The sequence below is a fragment of the Asticcacaulis aquihabitans genome (assembly GCF_032490435.1).
GTDB lineage: Bacteria > Pseudomonadota > Alphaproteobacteria > Caulobacterales > Caulobacteraceae > Asticcacaulis.
The window spans coordinates 787077-809597 of the sequence record NZ_JAVGWM010000001.1; the positions used below are offsets into that span (position 1 = coordinate 787077).

A 22521-nucleotide genomic window follows, 5' to 3' on the forward strand; every position below is an offset into this window, starting at 1 on the left:
GAACTCGTTGCTTTTCCGTTGTTCCTTGCGCGAAAATGACACGTCGCGATAGACCTATTTTTATACCGAACGATTTCAATGCCATCGGCAACTATGACGTAGCAGAATAGGTAATGGTTGTGCTTTAAAGGATGTGTACAACGACTCGTTGTCAAATTGGGGATCAGCATTGTCATTACGCAAGGAAGCAACGGCGAGGATCAAGATCAACCGGCTGCTGGAAGCGGCGGGCTGGCGGTTTTTCGATGATAAGAACGGCCCTGCGAACATCGTCCTGGAACCGAATGTCAAACTGAAGCCTGAGCATATCGCAAACCTCGGCGAGGACTTCGAAAAGAGCGCGAAAGGATTCATCGATTTCTTGTTGCTGGACAAGGACGGCAAGCCGCTGATCGTCCTCGAAGCGAAATCCGAAGACAAAGATCCTCGCATTGGTAAGGAGCAGGCCCGCAGATATGCCCGCTCTCAGAATGCCCGCTTCATCATCTTGAGCAACGGAAACATCCACTATCTTTGGGACCTTAACCAGGGCAACCCAACCGTCATCTCGGCCTTTCCGAGCCCGGATGGGATTAGAAACCATTACGCATTCGAACCGAACCCTGAGCGTCTCTTTGCCGAAAAAGTTGAGCGCGACTTCATCGTTTTGACCCAGATGCCCGGCTACACCAGCGAGGCGGCTTGGAAGAACGAAGCGGAACGTGCAGCCTTCGTCGAAAAACAAAAGCTGCGCTTCCTTCGCCCCTACCAGGAACGGGCGATCCAGGAGATTCAGAAGGCCGCCAAGCAAGGCGCAACACGGTTTCTGTTTGAGATGGCAACCGGCACAGGCAAGACTCTGACATCTGCGGCGGTCATCAAGCTTTTTCTCAAGACAGCAAACGCCAAACGCGTGCTTTTTCTCGTCGATAGGCTTGAGCTGGAAACTCAGGCGGACAAGGCCTTCAAGGCCTATCTGAAAAACGACTGCACCTCCATCATCTACAAGGAACAGCGCGACGACTGGCGGCAGGCTGATATCGTTGTAACCACGGTGCAAAGCCTGCTGTTCAACGACAAATACCGCCGCCTGTTTTCACCGACGGATTTCGATCTTGTCATCTCGGATGAAGCACACCGCTCGATCGGTGGAAACGCCCGCGCGGTGTTCGAATACTTCATCGGCTACAAGCTGGGCCTGACCGCCACGCCAAAGGACTATCTCAGGCCGTCGAAGACGGCAAAATACGCCGAGCGTGACCCCCGAGAGGCCGAGCGCCGCATGATGCTCGACACCTACCGGACGTTTGGCTGCGAGTCCGGTGACCCCACTTTCCGCTATTCCTTGCTGGATGGCGTGAAGGAAGGGTTCCTGATCAACCCTTACGTCGTCGACGCCCGAACGAGCGTCACGACACAGCTCTTGTCAGACGAGGGCTTCACCATTGAGACGACAGCGGAAGATGGTACCGAGATCAAGGAAGCTTTCGGCGGCCGCGATTTCGAGAAGCGGTTCTTCGCCGAGGCCACCAACCAGGCCCTCTGCCGAACGCTTCTGGAACACGGAATGCGGGACCCGATTTCCGGCGAGTTTGGTAAGGCCATCGCCTTCGTCGTCAGCCAGAACCATGCCGTCAAGATCACGCAGATCCTGAACGAACTGGCCGATCAATTATGGCCTGGGCGCTACCAATCCGATTTCGCGATGCAGGTGACAAGCGAGGTGCCCGCCTCGCAGCAGATGACGATCAATTTCGCGAACAACAATCTCGGCGGCCATAGTGGCTTTGTCGAAAACTACCGCACCAGCAAAGCCCGCGTCTGCGTCACCGTCGGCATGATGACCACGGGCTATGACTGCCCCGACATTCTGAACCTTGCGCTCATGCGGCCGATCTTCTCGCCGTCGGATTTCGTCCAGATGAAGGGGCGCGGAACCCGAAAGCACAACTTCTCGGAAGAGGTTTTCGATCCCGCGCTGAAGACGGCGCGCGGCGACGTGCAAAAGGTTGCGTTTCGCCTGTTTGACTTCTTTGCCAACTGCGAATTTTTCGAAGAAAAGTTCGACTACGATAAGGCGCTGGCTTTGCCAAAGCCTGCCGTTATGCCCCTATCCAGTGGTGGCGATGAGGGTTGGACCATTGCCTCCAAACCCATCACTTACGAATTTATGGAACCCGACCAGGTCGTTTACCAGTTTGAAGAACAGATCGGGTTGGACGGCATGCGGGTCGACCGCGAACTATTCCAGAAGTTCGAGCAAACGGCCCGCTCCGATTCCAGACTTGCCGAACTGGTGGAGCAGCGGGACTGGGATGCCGTCACGCGCCACGTCGTCGAAGAGATGTTCGAAAAGCCCAGCGAGTATTTCAACCTGGAAAAACTGCGCCGCGCCGCCGGTGTAGATCGCCGCATCTCGGTGCGGGAACTGATCGAAAAGGCGTTTGGCTTCATTCCGAAGTTCAAGAGCAAAAGCGAGTTGATCGACGACGAGTTTCAGAAATTCCTGCTGGATCAGAAGCCGGAAGACGCCGATCGCATCCGCGAAATGCGCTACTTTTTCGAAGCCTATATCCGTGACGCCAGGCTTCGCGCCCTGATCGACGCTGGCCATTTTGCCGATTTGAACGTAAACCCCGGCTTCACCATGGCCGACCTTGGCCAGGTACCAGAATCATGGCGCAAGGGCATTCCGAACTATATCAAGGACTATGTGTCCCTGAACCCGTTCCTGTGAAGCCTAACCTGTGCCTGTAACGAAAGAACACCATGCTCGACACTGACACCAAACGACGGATCGATACCTGCCGCGATATCCTTGTCGGCAAGGTGCCCGATCCGAAAAGCCAGGTCGAACAGATCACCGTTGCGCTGATTTACAAGTTCATGGACGACATGGACCTTCAGTCCGAGGCCTTCGGCGGTGAGCGTAAGTTCTTCACCAAAGACTATGAACGCTACCGCTGGGCGCGGCTGGTTGCCCCCGGCGTCAGCGGACAGGACATGCTGAACACCTATTCCGAAGCCCTGACCAAGATGGTGGAAAACGATGGGCTTCCGCCGCTGTTTAGACAGATCTTCCGCAACGCCTATCTGCCCTACCGCGATCCCGAAACGCTGCGCGCCTTCCTGCGCGAAATCAACACCTTCACCTATGATCACAGCGAAAAGCTGGGCGATGCCTTCGAATATCTCCTCTCGGTTCTGGGCAGCCAGGGCGATGCGGGCCAGTTCCGCACCCCGCGCCACATCATTGACTTCATGGTCGAAATCATCAACCCGCAGAAGCACGAGGTCATCCTGGACCCCGCCTGCGGCACCGCGGGCTTCCTGATCTCTGCCTACAAACATATCCTCAAGCAAAACACCTCCAACCTGACCAACGGCGATGGCGTGATCGAAGGACAGGATGCGGCGGAACTGGCGCTGGAAAGCCCGCTGCGGTTTTCGGGTGATCGGCTGACACAGGAAGACCGCACCCGCCTGGCGCGCAATATCAAAGGCTATGACATCTCGCCCGACATGGTGCGGTTGTCCTTGGTGAACCTCTACCTGCACGGCTTTGCCGATCCGAAGGTCGAGGAATACGACACCTTGACCAGCGACGATAAATGGACCGAAACGGCCGATGTCATCCTCGCCAACCCGCCCTTCATGTCGCCGAAGGGCGGGATCAAGCCGCACACCCGTTTTCAGGTGCAGTCAAAACGCAGCGAAGTGCTATTTGTCGATTACATCGCCGAACACCTGACGCCCAATGGGCGCGCCGCCATCGTCGTGCCTGAGGGGATCATCTTCCAGAGCCAGAACGCCTATGTGGCCCTGCGCAAGATGCTGGTCGAAAACCACCTCGCCGCCGTCATCTCTCTGCCTGCGGGCGTATTCAACCCCTATTCCGGTGTGAAGACCTCGATCCTGATCCTTGACCGCGCGGCGGCCAAGGCGAGTAAGCACGTCGCCTTCTTCAAGATCGAAAATGACGGCTTCGCCCTTGGCGCACAGCGCAAGGCTGTGAAAGGGTCACAACTGGAGCAGGTCAAGGCCGAGCTTGGGGTGTGGCTGCAGGTCGCGCGGACTGGTGGCGGCGAAGAGTTGGAAAGCAACCGCGGTAGCGCAATCGAACGAAAGAAGCTGGCCGAGGATGGTGACTACAACCTCAGTGCGGAGCGCTATCAAAAAAAGGCGTCTGTGCAGAGGGTGTGGCCAATGATCGTCTTGGGCGAGCTTACCAAACGCCTCAGCGGAGGAACTCCGTCGAAGACCAACGAAGGATTTTGGGACGGTGACATCCCTTGGGTTTCGCCAAAGGACATGAAAGTCGATCTAATAGTCGACACTGAAGATCATGTTTCGAAGAAGGCAATCGATAACAGCGCAACGTCACTCGTTTCTGCCGGGACAATTCTTTGCGTCGTGCGCTCAGGCATACTCCAGCACACTTTCCCCGTGGCACTCACCTCTCGGGATATGTGTTTCAACCAAGACCTTATCGCTTTGATTCCTGACGAAGCGAAACTATCCAACAAGTTCCTGTTCTGGAACCTCAAGTCACGCGGCAAAGAAATCTTAGCTGAAGGGATCAAACCCGGTGTCACTGTCCAGAGCTTTCACTCTGGCTTCTTTCAAAAACTCGAAATTCCCCTCCCGCCGCTTGAGGTGCAGCGTGAGATCGTGGCCGAGGTCGAGGGCTATCAGCGCATCATCGACGGTGCCCGCGCCGTCATCGACAACTATCGTCCCCACATCCCGGTTGATCCTGAGTGGCCGGTGGCGACGCTTGGCGATGCTGCTAAAACTATAATGACTGGTCCTTTCGGCACTTCGCTAAAAGAAAGCGACTACGCGCCAGAAGGCGTTCCAGTCGTGAACCCTAAGAATATTGTATCTGGCCTAGTGGAGATTGCGGGCATCAAGCGCGTAGAAATCAAGACAATCGAGCGTTTGAAGGAGTTTACAGTTAATTCTGGCGAAGTAATCATCGGACGGCGCGGTGAAATGGGCCGTTGCGCTGTTATCAAGCAGGAGATGGAGGGTTGGTTATGTGGAACTGGATGCTTCGTCATTCGCCCCGCCCCCCATTGCTCGCCAGAATTCATCGCAATGCAAATTTCATCTCCTAGGGGCAAACAATATCTCGATGAAAATGCGGTCGGCGTAACGATGAAGAATCTCAACCAGTCCGTGTTGTCAGGGATGCCTTTCGTGATGCCAGACATTGAAACTCAGAAGGCCATCGTCGCCGAGATCGAAGCTGAGCAAGCTGTCGTCAACGGAAATCGCGACCTAATCGCCCGCTTCGAGAAAAAGATCGACGCTGCCATCGCTCGCGTCTGGGGAGAGGCCAAGAGTGAGGTTACCGCATGATTGAAGAGGCCGCATGACATCCCTTTACACCATAGCCGATGGCAAGCTTCGCCCCGCCGTGCGCCGCGCATTGAGCCGGGAAAGCCTGATCGAGGATTGGGTCGCGGCCGATCCGTCGCTACTCGGCCTGGATGCGCTGGTGATCGGCCGCCAGGTGCCGACGGACCACGGCAAATTCATCGACCTTCTGGCGATGGATGCAACGGGCGGGCTGGTTATAATTGAACTGAAGAAAGACCGCACCCCGCGCGAAATCGTGGCGCAGGTGCTTGACTACGCTTCCTGGGTGCGCACGCTTACGACGCCACAGATTTATGAACGGGCCGAACGGTATCTGCGGATGCGCCTGGGCACTGCGTTCCGGGAAAAGTTCGGCGAAGCCATCCCCGAACAGCTCAACGGCAGCCATTCCATGCTGATAGTGGCAAGCGAGCTCGATCCGGCGTCGCGGCGGATCGTCGAATATCTGTCGGAAGAGCACGGCGTGGCCATCAACACCGTATTTTTCAATGTCTTCGAAGCCAATGGTCAGGAATGGCTAACGACCGATTTCCTTCTCGATCAGGAAGAGGTGGAAGAGCGTTCAGAGCGCAAGGTTCGCCCGCCTTGGTCCGGCTATTATTTCGTCAATGCCGGTCTTGGCGAGCACCGCGCCTGGACGGACATGAAGCGCTACGGCTTCGTGAGTGCCGGCGGCGGCGAGTTCTACAGCAAGCGCCTCAGGCAACTGGCCGTCGGCGACGAAGTCTTCGTTTTCGACAAGGGCAAGGGCTATATCGGTTACGGCACGGTCACCAGCGAAGCGCAGCTCGCCTCGGATTTCATGACGCCGGACGGCCCGCTGTTCGACCAGCCGCTTACCGAACCCAGAATGAAGCGCCTTGGTGAACCGGCTGACAGAGCGGAATATGCTGTGGGCGTCGAATGGCGCAAAACGGTCGAGCCGTCTCAGGCCAAGTGGTTCAAAGGCGCCTTCGCCAACCAGAACATAGTCTGCAAGCTAAGGGATCAGGCGACTGTCGATTTTCTTATTGCCGAATTTGCGGTCTCGGACTGAGCTCCCATCTGGCTCACAGGTGCGCCGAAATGGAGAGTACTGATTTGCTCTTCTTCGATAGTTAATTCACCTCCTCCGCCCCCTGTCATATAAGCTTCGCCAATCTGCGCCAAAGACGGAGCCTATCGTCATGTCTTCGGAGGTCACGCTCATGATCAGGTCCTTTATGCCCGCCCTGGCGACCCTGGCCGTTTTGGCGGCAGGCGCGGCCTGCGCCGAGGCCCAGCGCCCCTTGCCGACCGGTCAGACCGTAACGCCTCTGGCGGCGAAGGCGGCTGTCTTTTCGCCGCTGCGCACCGGGATCGGGCCGCATTCGGACTATGTCGCCGACGGGGCCGCCGCCATGCGCATCAGCCCGGACGGACGGCACATGCTAATCCTGACCAGCGGCTATAACCGCTATAACGGGCCGGATGGCGAATTGCTCAAAGACCAATCCGGGCAATATATCTTTGTCTATGACCTGACCGTCAAAGGCGCCGTGCACCGCCAGACGCTTGAAATCCCCAATGCCTTTTACGGCGTGGCCTGGCGGCCGGATAGCCTGGGCTTCTACATCTCGGGCGGTGTCGATGACGCGGTCTACCGCTTTGTGCGCGGAAAGCGCGGCTACCACCAGACGGGTAAGCCCATCGCGCTGGGGCACAGTGCGGGCAATGGCATAGACGTCAAGCCGCAGTCCGCGGGCGTGGCGGTCAGCCCCGATGGCCGACACCTGCTCGTCGCCAACTATTACAACGACTCGGTGAGCCTAATCGACCTGGCCACGGCGAAGGTGACGGAACAAGACCTGCGGCCCGGTAAGATCGATCCCGGCCAGCGCGGCGTTGCCGGCGGTGAATACCCGTTCGATGTCGTCTGGCGCGATGCGCGCCACGCCTATGTCAGCGCCGCCCGTGACCGCGAAATCATTGCGCTCGATATCGACGGCGGCGCCATCCGTGTCACGCGCCGCCTGGCCGTCGCGGGGGAGCCGACCACGCTGCTCATCGACCCCGTCCGCCATCGCCTCTACGCCACCGAAGACAATGCCGACAAACTGGCCGTCATCGATACATCTGACGATCGCCTGCTCCAGGAGGCGGCCATGGGCTTTCCTGAGCAAATGCCCGAGCAGATGCCAGAGCAGGTTGCCGCCGGGGATTTAGGAAAAGGCGTCAATCCCAATGCGCTGGCCCTGCTGCCGGATGGCCAGCTTCTGGTGACCTTTGGCGGCATCAACGCCGTGGCCATGGTCGATACCTCCGGCGCCAGCGCCCGCGTCGAAGGCCTTATCCCGACGGGCTGGTACCCGAGCGCCGTCGCCACGCGCCGGGGCCGCCTCTTCGTCGCCAACCGCAAAAGCCCCCCGGGGCCTAACCCTCAGGGGTGCCAGCCCAAGGTCGCGGTCGAGCGCGCCCAACCGACGGCGTGCGGCGCGTCAAACCAATACATCTTCCAGCTTGAAAAGGCGGGCCTCCTCCAGGCGCCCCTGCCGCGTCCCGCCGAACTGGCCAACCTGACGCTCAAGGTAGCGGAAAATACCGGCCTTGATAAGCATGCCGAACGGGCGCGCGGCGATGCGGTCATGGCGCAGATCCACCAACGCATTTGGCATGTTGTCTTCATCATCAAGGAAAACCGCACCTACGATCAGGTCCTGGGAGATCTGGAAACCGGCAACGGCGATCCGCGCCTGGCTATTTTGGGGGAACGCCTGACGCCCAATCATCACGCCCTGGCCCGCCAGTTCGTCAATTTCGACAACTTCATGGACTCAGGCGAACAATCGAGCACCGGCTGGTCGTGGTCCACGGCGGCGCGCACCACCGACATCCTGGAAAAGACCGCGCCGGTCAACTATGCCGGCCGGGGTCTGGCTTACGAGTCAGAGGGCACGTCGCGGAACCTCAACACCTCCCTCCCCGCCAAGGCGCGGCACGCGGCCAACCCGAAGGCCAGCGACGATGATGACCTGCTGCCCGGGCCTTTGGCCATCACGTCGCCGGATGCCAAGGACGACGACCTGCCGGGTCAGGGCTTTCTGTGGAATGCGGCGCTGCGTGCGGGGCTATCCCTGCGCAATTACGGCTTTGCCAATGACATGCCCTATGACGCGGACGAACCCGGTGCGGCGCCGCTGGCCCGCCATGCCTTTGCCGACAAGGCGACGGTTTTCACCGCCGATGACCGTGCGCTGGCGGGCTTAAGCGATCCCTATTATCGCGGCTTCGACCAGAAATTCCCCGACTACTGGAACGTGCAAGAATGGATGCGCGAATTCGCCGAGCAAGAGGCCGATCAGTCCGTGCCGGCCCTGACCCTGCTGCGCATCAGCCATGACCATTTCGGCGATTTCGACACGGCGATTGACGGTGTGAACACGGTCGAAACCGAGATGGCCGACAATGACTATGCGCTGGGGCTCGTCATCGAACGCATCGCCCACAGCACCGTCAAGGACAGCACACTAGTCTTCGTCATCGAAGACGACGCTCAGAACGGCGCCGATCACGTCAGCGCCCGCCGCAGCATCGCCTATATCGTCGGCCCCTATGTACGCCAGCACGCGCTTGTGTCCGCGCCCTACACCACGATCAATATGTTGCGCACAATCGAGGGCGTTCTAGGCCTCAAACCCATGGGTCTGAACGATGCCCTGGCCGTGCCGATGGCCGACGCGTTCGACCTTCGGCAGAAAGACTGGACCTACACGGCTCATGCGTCGCTGGTACTCAAATCGACCGCCTTGCCCATTCCCCCGCAAGCCTTCGTGGCGGCCACTGTGGCCCAGACCTGCCCCCTCCGCACGGCGGCCTATTGGGCCCAGGCGATGAAAGGCCAGAACTTCGAAGTCGAAGATCACCTCGACACCACCGCTTTTAACGCCGCCCTTTGGACCGGCCTGGCCGGCGCCACGGAAACACCCGCCCGCGACGGCAAGGACCTCAGTCAGGCCCGCACCGTCCTCCTGCAACGCCCAGAGATGCAACCGCCCTGCCCCTCCGGTTCCCTGTGACAATCAGCCGAGCCGAGTGACAACCCCAATTTTTCTGATAGATTTGGTAGGCAGACATCCAGTGCCACAAGGGGGGAACATGCGTAAACGATTTGCCATGCTGATGGTTACCATGCCGCTGGTTAGCACGTTGCTGGCCGTCGCGGCGTGCCTGTTCGCCCCGCTTTCAGCGCACGCCGACATTGCCCCGGAGGTGCGGGCGAGCGCCGAAGCCGGAGATGCGGAAAGCCAGCTCAGGTTGGGGCTTGCACTGCTTTATGGCACCGACGGTCTGGCGATGGATCAGGACGCCGGGATCACCTGGCTAAAAAAATCAGCGGCTCAGGGGAATGGCGACGCGCAGTTCTATCTCGGCGACATGTCTTCCGACCAAGCGGACAAATTCAGATGGTTCGAGTTGTCGGCTAAGCAAGGCAATCCCCTGGGCCAATTCGGGCTTGCGGAGCAACTGATCTTCATCACGGCCGCCATGACGCGTTACTACCCCGACGCCGTCGAGGGATTGGATCTGTTGCAGAAGTCCGCCGCACAAGATAACCCCCAGGCTGCGTATCTTCTCGGCGACATCTATTCTCAGAACCTCCCGTCTCCTGCCATTCAGATAGCCAAACTGGACGTTGCAAAGGCACGCGAATGGTACGCAAAGGCGCTCGCATTGGGTTGGCCGGAAGCGCAAGACCGGATCGACGCTCTGAAAGGCAAGGCAAACAGCGACTTCGAACCGAAGGACGATATCGAAACCGTCTGGTCTGAAAGCCCGACCCTCCATGAACTCAGCCGCCAACGCGCCGAAGTGGTCAAAGCCATGCGCGAGGGCCGTTCGTCGGCACAATGACGTGGGCGACGCCCCGCCGGTTTCGCATTATGCGACCGGCGGCTATCTCACAAACAGTTCGCGATCCTTGCAATGCATGTCGTGAGGGTCGAAAAACTTATGCGCCCACGCGTCCGTGGTCCCCAGGAACCAGCCGGCCGCAACCGCCGCCTGCTGCTTGATCGCCGGCGCGGCGGCTGTGGCCGGGTGGCTTTGTGACTTCGGTCCCTTTGCCACGCCGTTCAGAAAATTAAAGTGATCGACCAGGCCGAGCGCCTCGATGGCGAAGACCGTCGCGACATCCGCATCTCGAATGGCGAGCAGATTATCGCCATTGACCTCTTCCCCCTTGAGCGCCAGATTCGACGATCCGCAGTAAACGGTGGGGTCTGAACCGTTGAAGCCACAGACGACGAATTTATGGTGGATTTGATGGCCGACGCCGCTGATGTTGCGAACCTGGTTGAACGGCGGCGGTAGCTGGGTATTCACCGGCTTTCCGGTCACGAGAACGCCGCCTACCTGACCAGCGCGATACAGATAGATGCCGTCGAGGTTGTCGGAAATGCCAAAGCTGAACAATGACTGGCTGTCGTGCAGGGCCGCCAAGGCTTTGTAAACGGGGTTGTCCGGCCCACCATCCAACTCCATGACCGCGAAGAGCACGCTGCCTGAGCCATCCTGTTCTTTCGCCTCGGCTTCGACCCGCGACACCAGGTCGGTGAGATATTGCAGGGCGTGCGTATCGTCATGCGGAGAAAATGTAATCGCGGTCGCAGGAAGGCTTGCCTTTGCGAAGGCGAAACGCTGGGTCGCGAACTTCGATTTGGCGAAGGCCGCCGCATGCACGTCGATGTCCCAGGATTCCTGAAAAACGTCGGCATAGGTCTTCGCGACATCCGGGTCGGTATATTGCAGGACGTGGTTTGAGTTCACATACATGCCCGTAACCGAAAAGTTCGTCGATCCGGTCAGAACCTTGATGGGCGTGTCATCGTGATAGACGACGAAGACCTTGTCATGGGCGTACCGCGTAAAATGCCCACGTTTGATTTGCCCTGCGCCGGCGACGCCTTTGAACAGCGCTTCGAACTCATCTTCGGGCTTGGGCTTGTCGGTGCTGTGGTGAAGCGTCGCATTGTCCAGAATGACCCGCGTCCGTTTTGCCGTGGCGGGATCGAGGAGAAGGGTAATCAAGTCGGGTTCGTTGAGATCGTAGGCGAACATGTCAAGTCTCAGGCGCGCATCCGCCTTGACCTCGTTTAGAAGATCGAAAATCAGCTTGCGTGCCGTCCAGCCGGACCACTCATATTGCTGGGCGTAAGTGAATTGCTCGCCCTGGGCGTTGGCGCCACAGACCTGCGACGTGTCGAACTGAAGCGGCGCATCCTTTGGGCGGATAAGCGCGTTCAGCCCAAAATGCCGCGTGAAAGCCTGCGATTGCGTAAAGCCGCGCGTGAAGCCAATGGCAAGGCTACCCTTTACGAACGGTGCAATGTCAATGGCCACCGTCGCGGTTTGACCGGCGTCGAGCGGCAACATCGCGCCGCGGGCGTCAAAATAGCGCGGCGTGACCGCGTAGGTGTAGGGGCCGAAGCTCGGCTCAAGGCCTTGGTGTGCGGAACCCGGCACATGCACCCAGCGGAATTTATGGATAGGCGCATTGATGGTGGAAAATGCGGATTCTTTTGGGTCTTGCGCGTGATGGCCTGGTGTTTCGAAACGCAAGTCGTTTAACAGGTAATAGGGCGCTTGACCGGGCGGGGTGACCTGTATCGTGAAGCCTGCCAGATTGTCCCGGGACGCTTCGGAGGTGAGATCGAACGCAAGTAACGTTTTCGCATCACCTTGGTAGGCGACCAGCACAGTCGCACCGTTTGTTGCACGCTTGTCCAACTTGTCCTCCTGAATTTGACGGGATCCGAACTCCACTGATAGCTCTAGGTTTGGTGTAGGCCATTAACCTATTCAGGTAGCGTTTATATAACAATCTAGAATTGAAAAATTATCCCGATCGCGGCAAATGTGCCGCATAGTCGCCGTGACAGCCACAAATCTCCGCACACACCGGGCTGTACCGCATGAGCCGTCGGTCTGGCTATCGGCGCCGATCTTATCTTTGCAAAGCCCTTCGTCAGCGCGCCCGATTGACAGGCGCTGAATTTGGTGGAATCATACCTGTGCCTGGGCGGACCAGGCGTCACATTCGCAATGAGGGAGCCTCATGCACTACGATTTCATCGCCTTTATCGGGCGGTTCGAACCTTTTCATAATGGCCATCTGTCTGTCGTTCAACGCGCGCTGCAAACCTGCGACCGCCTCATCGTCCTGATCGGCTCGTCGCAATCGGCCCGCTCGACCCGCAATCCGTTTTCCTCTGCCGAACGGGAAGTTATGCTGCGCGCGGCCTTGGGCAGGGATGCGGATCGCGTCATCGTCCGGCATATTCCCGACCATCTCTATAACGAAGGCGCCTGGCAGGCAGACGTCCAGCGCAACGTTTCCGACGCCGTAACATCCGCCGGCAAGACCTTGGCGGACGCGCGTATCGGCCTGATCGGGCATGAAAAGGACGAAAGCTCCTGGTATCTGCACGCCTTCCCGCAATGGGACCTGATCGACGTTGCCTTTGCGTCCGGCCTGTCGGCAACGGAATTGCGCGAACATCTCTTTTCCCAGGACGACGGCGCTTTGCGCCTGGTCGAAGCCAATGTCCCCACGCCCGTCTTCGAAACCCTGCTGGCCTTCCGTAAGACAAAGACCTTCGCGCAACTGGCTGAGGAATTCAGGCACATAAGCGACTACAAGGCGGCCTGGGCGGCGGCCCCCTATCCGCCCACCTTCACCACGGTCGATGCGGTGGTCGTCCACTCGGGCCATGTTCTGCTGGTCAAGCGCGGGGCTCAGCCTGGCAAGGGGTTGTGGGCCTTGCCCGGAGGCTTCGTCAACCAGCAAGAGACGCTCCTGACCGCTGCCCTTCGCGAGCTCAAGGAAGAAACGCGGATCAAACTGCCCCTCCCCGTATTGCGCGGCAGCCTCAAAGGCCAGCGCGTGTTCGACGAACCGGACCGCTCGCAACGCGGCCGCACCATAACCCACGCGTTTTATTTCGAGTTTCCAAGCGGCGACCTGCCCCAGGTGCGCGGCGCCGATGATGCCGCCCGCGCCCGCTGGGTGTCTTTAGCCGAAGCGCGGCAGATGCGCGAATTGCTGTTCGAAGATCATTACTTCATCATCGAACACTTTATCGGCGCCGCCTAAACGCACCAAATTTCATCCCCGGGGATAGACCCCAAAACGGATAACCGACCTGAAGGAGCTTCAGTCATGACGACCAACCCGATCCTCAATACCGACAGTTACAAGACCAGCCATTTCCTCCAATACCCGCCCGCGACCGAACAGGTCTTTTCCTATGTCGAAGCCCGCGGCGGCGCCTACGAAAAGGCGCTGTTCTTCGGACTCCAGGCCATATTGAAAGCGGAGTTCTCCAGGCCCGTCACCAAGGCCGATATCGACGAGGCCGAAGAGATTCTGGTCCCGCACGGCCTGCCGTTTCACCGCACGGGCTGGGAGCTGTTGATCGATCGCCACGGCGGCCACCTGCCCTTGGAAATTCGCGCCCAGCCGGAAGGCACGATTGCCCCGCTTCGCCTGCCCATGATGACCGTGGTCAATACCGATCCGGACTTCTTCTGGCTGACCAGCTATGTCGAAACGGCCTTGCTGCGCGTATGGTACCCAATCACGGTCGCGACCATAAGTAACGGTGTCCGCCAATTGATCCGCAAGCACCTGATCGCGACGTCCGATACGCCCGATGCCGAACTGCCCTTCAAACTGCACGACTTCGGCGCGCGCGGCGTCTCTTCTGACCAATCCGCCGCGCTCGGTGGCATGGCGCACCTGACCAACTTCCAGGGCACGGATACACTGACGGCCCTGGTTGCCGCCCGCCGTTTCTACAACACGCCGCTTGCCGGATTTTCCATCCCCGCCGCCGAACACTCAACCATCACCAGTTGGGAACGTCCGAATGAAGCGGCCGCCTACGCCAATATGATCCGGCAATTCGGCAAGCCCGGCGCGGTGTTCGCCGTCGTGTCGGATTCCTACGATCTGTTTCACGCCGTCGAGCACATGTGGGGCGAAAGTCTGCGCCAGCAGGTGATAGACAGCGGCGCCACCCTGGTGGTGCGCCCGGACAGCGGCGATCCCGTCGAGGTGGTGGCGAAAACAGTCGGCCTGCTGGCGGAAAAGTTCGGCACCGACACCAACACCAAAGGCTATCGCGTCCTGAAAAACGTCCGCGTCATTCAGGGCGACGGCGTCAATCCGGGCAGCATCGAAGCGATCCTCAACCGGCTGACGGCGGAAGGCTTCAGCGCCTCGAATATCGCCTTTGGCATGGGCGGCGCCCTGCTGCAAAAGTGCGACCGCGACACCCTGCAATTTGCCTACAAGGCGTCGGCCGCCAAGGTGGGCGGGGTCTGGCGCGACGTCTACAAGGATCCGATCACCGATGCCGGCAAACGCTCAAAGCGCGGCCTGCTCGGACTGGCTGCCGACAACGGCGCGTTTCGGACCGTAGCCGTGAGAGATGGCGACTTCCAGCCCGTGGACGGCGGACGGAATGCGCTTGAGACCGTGTGGCGCAATGGCGAACTGCTGCGCGACGATAGCTTAAGCGACTTCCAGCCCGTGGACGGCGGACGGAATGCGCTTGAGACCGTGTGGCGCAATGGCGAACTGCTGCGCGACGATAGCTTAAGCGACATCCGCGCCCGCGTCGCTGCCTTCGACGCCTGAGGGGGGCGTGTAGACCTTTAGCAAGTGGAAACGCATTTTTGCGATTTTAAACGCGTCGGCTGATTGGGAGGTTAAAATGGCGACGGTAATCCGACTCAGGACAGATGTGTTCGACGTGAGCCAAGAGCCTGAAAATCCGATCAATCCAATCGGCGGCGCCTCTGTGTTGGCTTGGCTAAAGACCGAACTACATAACCATCATGCTATTGAAACTTCGGATCCTGAGCCAGAGGATTGGGGATGGTATATCTATGCCAGCATACACGGGCATCGATATATGATCGGCGCCTCGACTGATTTGTCCGACCCGGATCATGAATGGGTTTTGCAAGTTCATAAAAACCGCAATCTGGTGCAAAAACTTTTGGGAAAAGGTGTGATGACTGCGCAAGACCCAGCCGTAGTCATGATATCTGACATCATCTCGGCCAATAACGCTTTTCGCAACATCTCAGTCGAGTAGCTCGCGGGGCCGACCTGAAAGATCGCCAAACTAGAACGCAGCCGTAAAAGCCTTCTTCGGGAAGGTCGCCTCAAGGACATCGAGAAACGCCCTTACCTTCGCGCCGATAAGACGACGTGAACTTTGCAGCGCCCAGATTTCAACAGGTGGCCCCGCCCGGGTTCCCCAATAGGCGACGCGACCGGCATCTATATCGTTGCCCACCAGAAGGGACGGCAACAGAGCGGCGCCAGCCCCCGCCAGGACGGCTTCCCTGACCATCAGCAAAGAGGACAAGCGCAGCACCGGACTCGGGGTGAGAACCCTCTCTCCGTCCGCTGTCTCGATGGGCCAGGTCTCGCCGGCGGGGGCCGCAGACAGGACCACGGCCTGGACATCCCCTATGCCGTCGTGGGGCATGGGCATAGTTACGGGCGCCACGACGACGCGGCGATCGTGAAGGAAGCATCTGCCTATGAGACGTTCATCGGGAGACGGATTGATGCGTATGACAAGGTCATACCCATCTTCTATCGGATCGACCTTGCGATCCTCGGCGACGATCTCAAGCTGGACCTCAGGGTAGGCCATGGCAAATCGCGCCCCAATGCGCCCGAACGCCACATGCGCCAACACAACGGGCGCACTGACGCGCAGCCGGCCTCGCGGTGTGGCCGCCCCCAGGACGACCGCTTCACCGGCTTCGGCGACCTGCGACAACAGCCCATCGGTACGCTCATAAAGCGTCCGCCCCTCCTCCGTCAGGCGCAGGGACTGCGATCCACGGTCTATCAACCGGACCCCAAGGCTTCGCTCAAGTTCGGCAACCCGACGCGACAGGGTGGCCTTTGGGCGGCCCGAGACGCGACCCGCCTTACCAAAGCCACCATGCGCGGCCACAAGGTTAAAATAGGACAGGGCTTCGAGGTCCATTCTGCTGTTCCGTATATGAGACACCTAATCTCAACTTTGGCATCTTCATAGCAAATTTGAAACTGCTATCTTGTGGCTAGAGACACTCAGGTCGCTTAGCCCTCCCAAGGCCTCCGCGTCGCCCTCACCTCTTTCAGGAGAAACACCATGTCATCCTCCACTGAAATCTTTCATTCGCTCGACAACAAAGACGCTGGCATCGTCGAGGCGATGCGGCAAGCACTGGCGCCCATCAAAGGGACGATCAATAGCCCCGCCGCGCGCGGTCTGTTTGACGAGGTCATGGAGCACACGCCGGATGCGCCAGGCATTACCTACGAAGCCGGAACGGTCGGTGGCGTGTCCGGCATCTGGTGCCTGCCGCCCGATAAGCGCCCCGGCAGCTTTCTGCTCTATTGCCATGGCGGCGCCTACGTCCTGGGTTCGGCCCACGCCTTCCGTCACCTCGCTGGCCAGATCGCCGCGCGGACCCGGACGGCGACCTTTGTGCCGGATTATCGCCTGGCGCCGGAGCACCCGCACCCCGCCGCGGTGATCGACGCGGCCGCCGTCTATCGCGGTCTTTGCGACCTGGCGCCAAAGTCGATCGCGATTGCCGGTGACTCGGCGGGCGGTGGCCTGGCGCTGACGCTTCTGGCCCTGATGCAGGCGGAAGCCGCTGAGGGTAAGGTTTTGGCGCCGATCGCCGGTGTGGCGATGTCGCCCTGGACCGACCTGGCGCTCACCGGAGCCAGCATGACCGAGCGGGCCGAAGCAGATCCGTTACTGACCCGGGACATGCTAAGCCGGACGGCGGCCCTGTATCTCAACGGTCAGTCCGCAGATATGGAAACGGCGTCGCCCCTGTATGGCCGCCTGGCTGACCTGCCGCCGATCCACATCCACGTCGGCGAATATGAAATTCTGCTCGACGATGCCCGCCGCTATGCCCATCGCGCACAGGCCGCAGGGTCGGATGTGCGCCTGAATGTCTGGCAAGGCATGGCCCACGTCTTCCCGGCCAATATTGGAACCCTGGCCGCGTCTGAAAAGGCGCTTGATCTGATCGGCCAATTCCTGGCTGCCAAATTCGACCGCTAAATCGCCACCCAACAGCACAACCCCCACCCGAATTAGGAGACTCACCATGACCAATGTACTCTTTGTCGGCCAGAAGCCCGACACCGTCGACTTTTCCGACCCCGCCCTGCCACCGGGCTTCGATGCCGCCAAGATACAGGCGGGGATCGATCTCGCGGGCGTCCGTATCGCGGAAAAAGGCTGGCACGGCGACATCTGCATGATCTCGCCCGACGATGCCGGGATTGAGATGTTGACCTCGCAACTCGCCACGACCACCTATGACTGCGTGATCATAGGCGGGGGCTTAAGGATGCCGCCGAAGAGTCTGCTATTGTTCGAGGCCGTTGTGAACGCCCTGCACACAGGCGCGCCGGGTGCGGCGATTGCCTTCAACACCCGTCCTGAAGATACAGCAGACGCCGCGTCACGGTGGATCAAGGGAAACTAGGCCAAGGCCTCCGCACCGCCGGACTTCAGAGTTCCGTCATTCACGGTTCTCAACTACTGCCGAAGATGAGATCTATGGTGTCGTCCGCCGAACCGTCAAACCGAAACATGTCTGCATCAAACTGAACGGATACCTTTCGGCCGGCTGCGGTCGCCGAAACCAGGCGGCATCCTGTGGGCAGGCGAACCGACGTCACGCCCGCATATGCCAAATGGAGTCGCGCGCTTTGCACCCGGTTGTCTTGCCAGATTTGATCGACGGTGATCCCGCCCCTCGCCCGAAGCCCGCGAACCTCTCCGCTATGCCAGGCTGGCGGAAGGGCGGGCAGCAGCGCGATTGCGCCTTGATGGCTCTGCAACAGCATCTCCGCAATCGCCGCGGTCATCCCGAAGTTTCCGTCGATCTGGAAGATCGGCCCCGTGGGCGCCGGATGCGTATCGAACAGATTATCGAGCGTACTGTCTCTGAAGAACAGATCGACCGAATGCCCTGACCGCACGCCATCCCCGGCACGCGCCCAGATGGCCGTCGCCCATGCGCGGCTCCACCCCGTCGCGGCCCCGCCGTTTGCTTCACGCCGCAGCATCGACGTGGTGGCCGCCTGCGCCAGGTGCCGGGTGCCCGGCTGTGCCATCTCGTCTCCCGGATAAAAGGCATAGAGATGGGAGATGTGGCGGTGACCGGGTTCGGTCTCTTCGAAATCCTGGGACCATTCCTGCAATTGACCGAGATGGCCAATACGATAGGGTTCCAGTTGCGCCATCAAAGACCGCAGCCGTTGCGCAAAGTCGGCATCCGTACCCAGCCGATCTGCCGCCTGGATACAATTGGCGAAGATTTCACGCGTAAGCGCCAGGTCCATGGTGCAGCCGGCGCTGACCCCGGCGGCCTTGCCATCCGGCGCAAGAAACCGGTTTTCAGGAGAGATGGAAGGGGCGGTCGTCAAATAGTCGCGCCCCGAATCCTTGACCAGCCAGGCGGCACAAAACTCAGCGCAACCGCGCATCAACGGATAGGCTGTCTGGCGTAGAAACGCGATGTCGCCACTAAAGGCGTAGTGCTGCCAGAGATGCTGAGCAAGCCACGGTCCGCCCATCGGCCAGTTCGCCCAGAACGGATCGCCGGTCGTTTCCCCCACCGGATTGGCCATCGCCCAAATGTCGCTGTTGTGATGCAGGCACCAACCAGGTATCCCATAATAATCGCGGGCGACCCTCCGGCCATTTTCCGCAACATGCCCGATCCAGTCGAGCAAAGGGCGGTGACAATCGGACAGATTGGTAACTTCCGCCGGCCAATAGTTCATCTGAACATTAATATTGGTGGTGTAGTTGCTGCTCCACGGCGGACGCAATTTGGCGTTCCATATGCCCTGCAAATTCGCGGGCTGTGTGCCCGGACGCGAACTGGCGATCAGAAGATAGCGACCGAAATGGAACAACAGGGCCGCGAGGCCCGGATCGGTGTGAGCCGCATTGGCTTCACGCCGTGCCGCCGTCGGGCCAGATGTGGCGTCCGTGTCCAGCCGGAGGGCAGACCGGCGATACAGGCTTTGGTGGTCGGCGGTATGGCGGGACAAAAGATCGGTAAAGGGCCTCTTGCAGGCCGCCGAAAGGGTCTTGATAGCGTGCGCCTCGATCACCGAAACCGGCAGATCCGGCATCAGATTGAAGCTTCGAAAACCCGTCGTCGCCGCGATCCGCAGGACGACCTCGCGGGCGCCGCGGACGCAGATCATCCCCTTTTGCGAAAAAAACTCGCCCCCGTCTGATTCAACGTCAACGGCCGCCACAAATGCCATGCCCTTGCCTATGGCATCGTCATAAACGATGGGCTCCGCGACATTTTGATAGTCCGGAGCGCAAGTCGCCGGCGCCTTGCCACGCAACACAAGCCGGTGCCCCTTTGCGCTCACTTCGGCCCGGAGTTGCGTGTCGAGCGTCGCATCAAATGACAGCGTGCCGCCCGTGGCTGACAATCGCACGACAACCACCTGATCGGGATGGGAGGCAAACACCTCACGGCGATACTGTGTCCGCCCCATGACATAGCTTGTCACCGCAACCGCTTGGTCAAGCGCCAGCTCACGCCGGTAGTCCGTCACGGTCTCGGGGTGCGGCATTGAGAGTTTTAAATCGGCCAAGGGGGCATAGCTTTGGCTGTACGGCCCCTGCATCCGCTTCGCCAGCTGATCCGCCTTGTGATAATCGCCGGCAAAAACGGCTTCGCGGACAGCGGCCAGTGTCGATATGGCGTCGGGATTGCTGTTCTCGGTCGGGTAGCCTGACCAGAGGGTATCTTCGTTGAGCGAGATAACCTCCTCCACGATTCCGCCGCGCACCATGGCGCCCAACCGGCCATTGCCGACCGGCAAACCATCGACCCAGCGTTCGGCAGGCGCATCAAACCAGAGGGAATGCGGACTGTCTGCGCCTGCCGCCATGGCGCGTAAAGGCAAGGCCGCCAATGCTCCAGCCAGGGTGCCAGCCAGCGCTCCGGCGGCAGAGGTCACCATCCCCGTTTGCAACACGCGTCGTCGCGTCCAATTCCCAGACATCGGTCCTCTTCTCCGTCGCATTTAATGCGTGAGTCACGCCCGTGCGCATGACAAACAACCCACATATGAAAACAAATTCCACAGGTAGCAATACATTAAATGCTAAGTGAGCGGGCATGGCGACAACGGTTGTGGGGTGCCGGTCATCCCCGTTGTTCGCGGACCGTTATGACATCTTCCGTGACGAACTTTACTTCGTCGTATGCGGGATTCATCCGGCGTTATCCACCGAAACCACATGATGGCGTTTGACCGCATCACCGGGATCGAAATTTTCGACAACAGCGCGGCGCGCCTCTACACCCACCCCGAGCTAAAAATCAGCCGCAACTACCGCATTGCTGGCGCGCTACAGACCCTAAGCACGGTCGGAGAAGTAGACTTTGCGGTGGCTGGCTTCTAGCACATACGTCATCCGCTCGTATTCTTTTCCGGCGTCATTACGGTATCGAATTCGGTCAGTATTTGCGTAAGGGTGTCGAAGCACTTTTTCTTGCCCTCCTCGACCGTTGCCGTGGCCGGCAGGTCGATGAGCGACCGCCAGCACTCTGCCTTTCCGTCACATAGATAGCCGGACGAGGACACTGCATCCTCCTCGGCCTCTTTGACGTCATTGTCGTCACCGCCCATGATGCCGATATCGATACGGAACAGGACCTTGAAGCCTTCGTAGAATTTTGGCTCCAGGATCGGTTTGCAAGTTTCGTTGATCAGTAGGCCCGTCGCGATCAATTCGTACGCGTAGTCAAGCGTGTCGTCTTCAGCGCTTTCGGCGGGTTGTGATGGTGTCTGCGCGTTGGCTGCGGTTGCCCACAGCGCCGCGGATACGGCGATGACGGATAGTATGCGTTTCATTGGTCTCCAATCCCTGGTTATAGGCCTGATTTGAGCCGGGCGACCGCGGCGGCGGATACGCCTTTCAAGGCGCCGGTCACATCGGATTGCCACACCTGCGGATCGACCTCGACGGCGAAGGACTTGGTCTTGCTCATACCGGTACCGGCCAGGAACCCGATAGCGTTACCTATCGCCTCCCCCCGCTTCTGGCCCGCTGTGCTGTTTTCGTCGGTCGACCGGATTGCGGCGCTGTCGAGGACAAGCGGTGCCTGCAATTCCAGCCGCATGCGGCTCTGGGGATCGATCATGGTCGCCTTTGCCGCCGGTGTTATCAGGAACACCTGGGTGGCGACGGGTTTGATGACCAGGCCGAATTCAGCCGCGGTTTTGGCGGTGCGGGAAAAGACGCGCAGCCCCTTGCGATCGCTGGCGGACAAGGTGGCGAAATCGACCACGGCACGGAATCCCACGACCGCCGCCCCGGACTGCGTCATGAGCTCGGCTTCCCGACGGATAATCTGAGTATTGCCGATGGCCGTCATCGAGCCGCCACCGGCCAGTTCCGGCAACATGGTCGGCAGAAAATAGAAGTTCATTCCGGTGGGGGCATAAAAGAGCGAGTTCACCCCGTTCATGCCTTTGACGCTCTGTCCCGACGGCTTCGATGCGTTCATTATCTCGTTATAGGCCTCAAAGCTGCGCGCCTGTTCGGGTGAAACGACCTCCAACCCGGCTTTCTTCAAATCGGATACGAAGCTGGCATAGACCTCGTCCGTGATCGCCTGCATCTGGTCCGGCGTTGGTCCTTCCAGATGCACCGATGTTTTCGAATGCGCGCCGCCACCGGCTGTGGCATTGGCCTGCGCGTCCTGAACAAACTGTATCTGGAAAAAGGGAATGATGACGGTTTTCAGCCCCTTGGCGCCCCCCGGTTGATTGACCCAAAACAAGGTATCCGCATCTGCCTCGTGCGCGGCATGGGGATCGAATGTCATCGGTGCCTGAATGCTGGCGGTCTTCTCGCCACCGAGCGCAAGGGCGGGCTGCCCCGTACCCACGGCGCCCAAAACCACGGCGAGACTAAGGGCCGAAAAAAATGTGTTCATGGCTGGACGCTCCGCATGTCAATGCGCCACGACTGTGGCGGTTTTTCCGGACGCTATGCGCGACATTCCTGCCCGTCACCCTCTGAACAGGGGGGATGACCAAAATAAAATCCA

General features: G+C 59.5%; 16 protein-coding genes. 11 read left to right on the plus strand and 5 right to left on the minus strand.

The annotated features are described in order from the left end of the window. Nucleotides 1-169: 169 nt before the first annotated feature. The 5 genes from RCJ00_RS03825 to RCJ00_RS03845 all read left to right on the plus strand — a co-directional run bounded on the left by RCJ00_RS03825 (nucleotide 170) and on the right by RCJ00_RS03845 (nucleotide 10233). Nucleotides 170-2716 carry a DEAD/DEAH box helicase family protein gene (locus RCJ00_RS03825; RefSeq protein ID WP_316220373.1) on the plus strand — a complete coding sequence of 849 codons (2547 nt, stop codon included), beginning with the start codon at nucleotides 170-172 and terminating at the stop codon, nucleotides 2714-2716. Nucleotides 2717-2748: 32 nt separating this feature from the next. Continuing rightward, nucleotides 2749-5343, plus strand: a complete 2595-nt coding sequence (locus RCJ00_RS03830; protein ID WP_316220374.1) for an N-6 DNA methylase — start codon at nucleotides 2749-2751, stop codon at nucleotides 5341-5343. Nucleotides 5344-5356: 13 nt separating this feature from the next. Further along, nucleotides 5357-6400, plus strand: a complete 1044-nt coding sequence (locus RCJ00_RS03835; RefSeq protein ID WP_316220375.1) for a DUF8606 domain-containing protein — start codon at nucleotides 5357-5359, stop codon at nucleotides 6398-6400. A gap of 151 nt (nucleotides 6401-6551) precedes the next feature. Continuing rightward, the gene (locus tag RCJ00_RS03840; protein WP_316220376.1) at nucleotides 6552-9398 is read left to right on the plus strand and encodes a YncE family protein; all 2847 of its coding nucleotides are present in this window, start codon (nucleotides 6552-6554) and stop codon (nucleotides 9396-9398) included. 79 nt (nucleotides 9399-9477) lie between these two features. Continuing rightward, nucleotides 9478-10233: a tetratricopeptide repeat protein gene (locus RCJ00_RS03845; protein ID WP_316220378.1), complete on the plus strand. Its 756-nt coding sequence runs from the start codon at nucleotides 9478-9480 to the stop codon at nucleotides 10231-10233. A gap of 42 nt (nucleotides 10234-10275) precedes the next feature. Here RCJ00_RS03845 and RCJ00_RS03850 read toward each other — a convergent pair whose 3' ends face one another. Then, nucleotides 10276-12108, minus strand: a complete 1833-nt coding sequence (locus RCJ00_RS03850; RefSeq protein WP_316220379.1) for a phospholipase D-like domain-containing protein — start codon at nucleotides 12106-12108, stop codon at nucleotides 10276-10278. 328 nt (nucleotides 12109-12436) lie between these two features. On the opposite strand from RCJ00_RS03850, the gene RCJ00_RS03855 reads away from it, so the two are divergent. The 3 genes from RCJ00_RS03855 to RCJ00_RS03865 all read left to right on the plus strand — a co-directional run bounded on the left by RCJ00_RS03855 (nucleotide 12437) and on the right by RCJ00_RS03865 (nucleotide 15485). After that, nucleotides 12437-13474 (plus strand): bifunctional nicotinamide-nucleotide adenylyltransferase/Nudix hydroxylase, encoded by a 1038-nt coding sequence (locus RCJ00_RS03855; RefSeq protein WP_316220380.1) that lies wholly within the window; start codon nucleotides 12437-12439, stop codon nucleotides 13472-13474. Nucleotides 13475-13540: 66 nt separating this feature from the next. Further along, nucleotides 13541-15022, plus strand: a complete 1482-nt coding sequence (locus tag RCJ00_RS03860) for a nicotinate phosphoribosyltransferase (RefSeq protein WP_316220381.1) — start codon at nucleotides 13541-13543, stop codon at nucleotides 15020-15022. A 76-nt stretch (nucleotides 15023-15098) separates the two neighbouring features. Then, entirely contained in the window at nucleotides 15099-15485 is a 387-nt protein-coding gene (locus RCJ00_RS03865; RefSeq protein ID WP_316220382.1) for a hypothetical protein, read from the plus strand. 30 nt (nucleotides 15486-15515) lie between these two features. Here the strand turns inward: RCJ00_RS03865 and RCJ00_RS03870 are convergent, their stop codons facing one another. Further along, complete coding sequence (locus RCJ00_RS03870) at nucleotides 15516-16397, minus strand: LysR family transcriptional regulator (RefSeq protein ID WP_316220383.1); 882 nt, start codon at nucleotides 16395-16397, stop codon at nucleotides 15516-15518. Between the two features lie 147 nt (nucleotides 16398-16544). Between RCJ00_RS03870 and RCJ00_RS03875 the strand changes: the two genes are divergently transcribed. Together RCJ00_RS03875 and RCJ00_RS03880 are read left to right on the plus strand one after the other, a co-directional pair. Then, nucleotides 16545-17477 (plus strand): alpha/beta hydrolase, encoded by a 933-nt coding sequence (locus RCJ00_RS03875; protein WP_316220384.1) that lies wholly within the window; start codon nucleotides 16545-16547, stop codon nucleotides 17475-17477. Between the two features lie 46 nt (nucleotides 17478-17523). Next, nucleotides 17524-17907 (plus strand): hypothetical protein, encoded by a 384-nt coding sequence (locus RCJ00_RS03880; RefSeq protein ID WP_316220385.1) that lies wholly within the window; start codon nucleotides 17524-17526, stop codon nucleotides 17905-17907. Nucleotides 17908-17956: 49 nt separating this feature from the next. Here the strand turns inward: RCJ00_RS03880 and RCJ00_RS03885 are convergent, their stop codons facing one another. After that, complete coding sequence (locus tag RCJ00_RS03885; protein WP_316220386.1) at nucleotides 17957-20464, minus strand: glycoside hydrolase family 95 protein; 2508 nt, start codon at nucleotides 20462-20464, stop codon at nucleotides 17957-17959. A gap of 202 nt (nucleotides 20465-20666) precedes the next feature. Between RCJ00_RS03885 and RCJ00_RS03890 the strand changes: the two genes are divergently transcribed. Then, nucleotides 20667-20867 (plus strand): hypothetical protein, encoded by a 201-nt coding sequence (locus RCJ00_RS03890; protein ID WP_316220387.1) that lies wholly within the window; start codon nucleotides 20667-20669, stop codon nucleotides 20865-20867. Nucleotides 20868-20875: 8 nt separating this feature from the next. On the opposite strand, the gene RCJ00_RS03895 is transcribed toward RCJ00_RS03890, so the two are convergent. Next, nucleotides 20876-21319, minus strand: coding sequence for a hypothetical protein (locus RCJ00_RS03895; RefSeq protein WP_316220389.1), 444 nt, complete (start codon nucleotides 21317-21319; stop codon nucleotides 20876-20878). A 17-nt stretch (nucleotides 21320-21336) separates the two neighbouring features. After that, on the minus strand, nucleotides 21337-22407 hold the full coding sequence (locus RCJ00_RS03900) for a hypothetical protein (protein ID WP_316220390.1): 1071 nt from the start codon (nucleotides 22405-22407) through the stop codon (nucleotides 21337-21339). Between the last annotated feature and the right edge of the window lie 114 nt (nucleotides 22408-22521).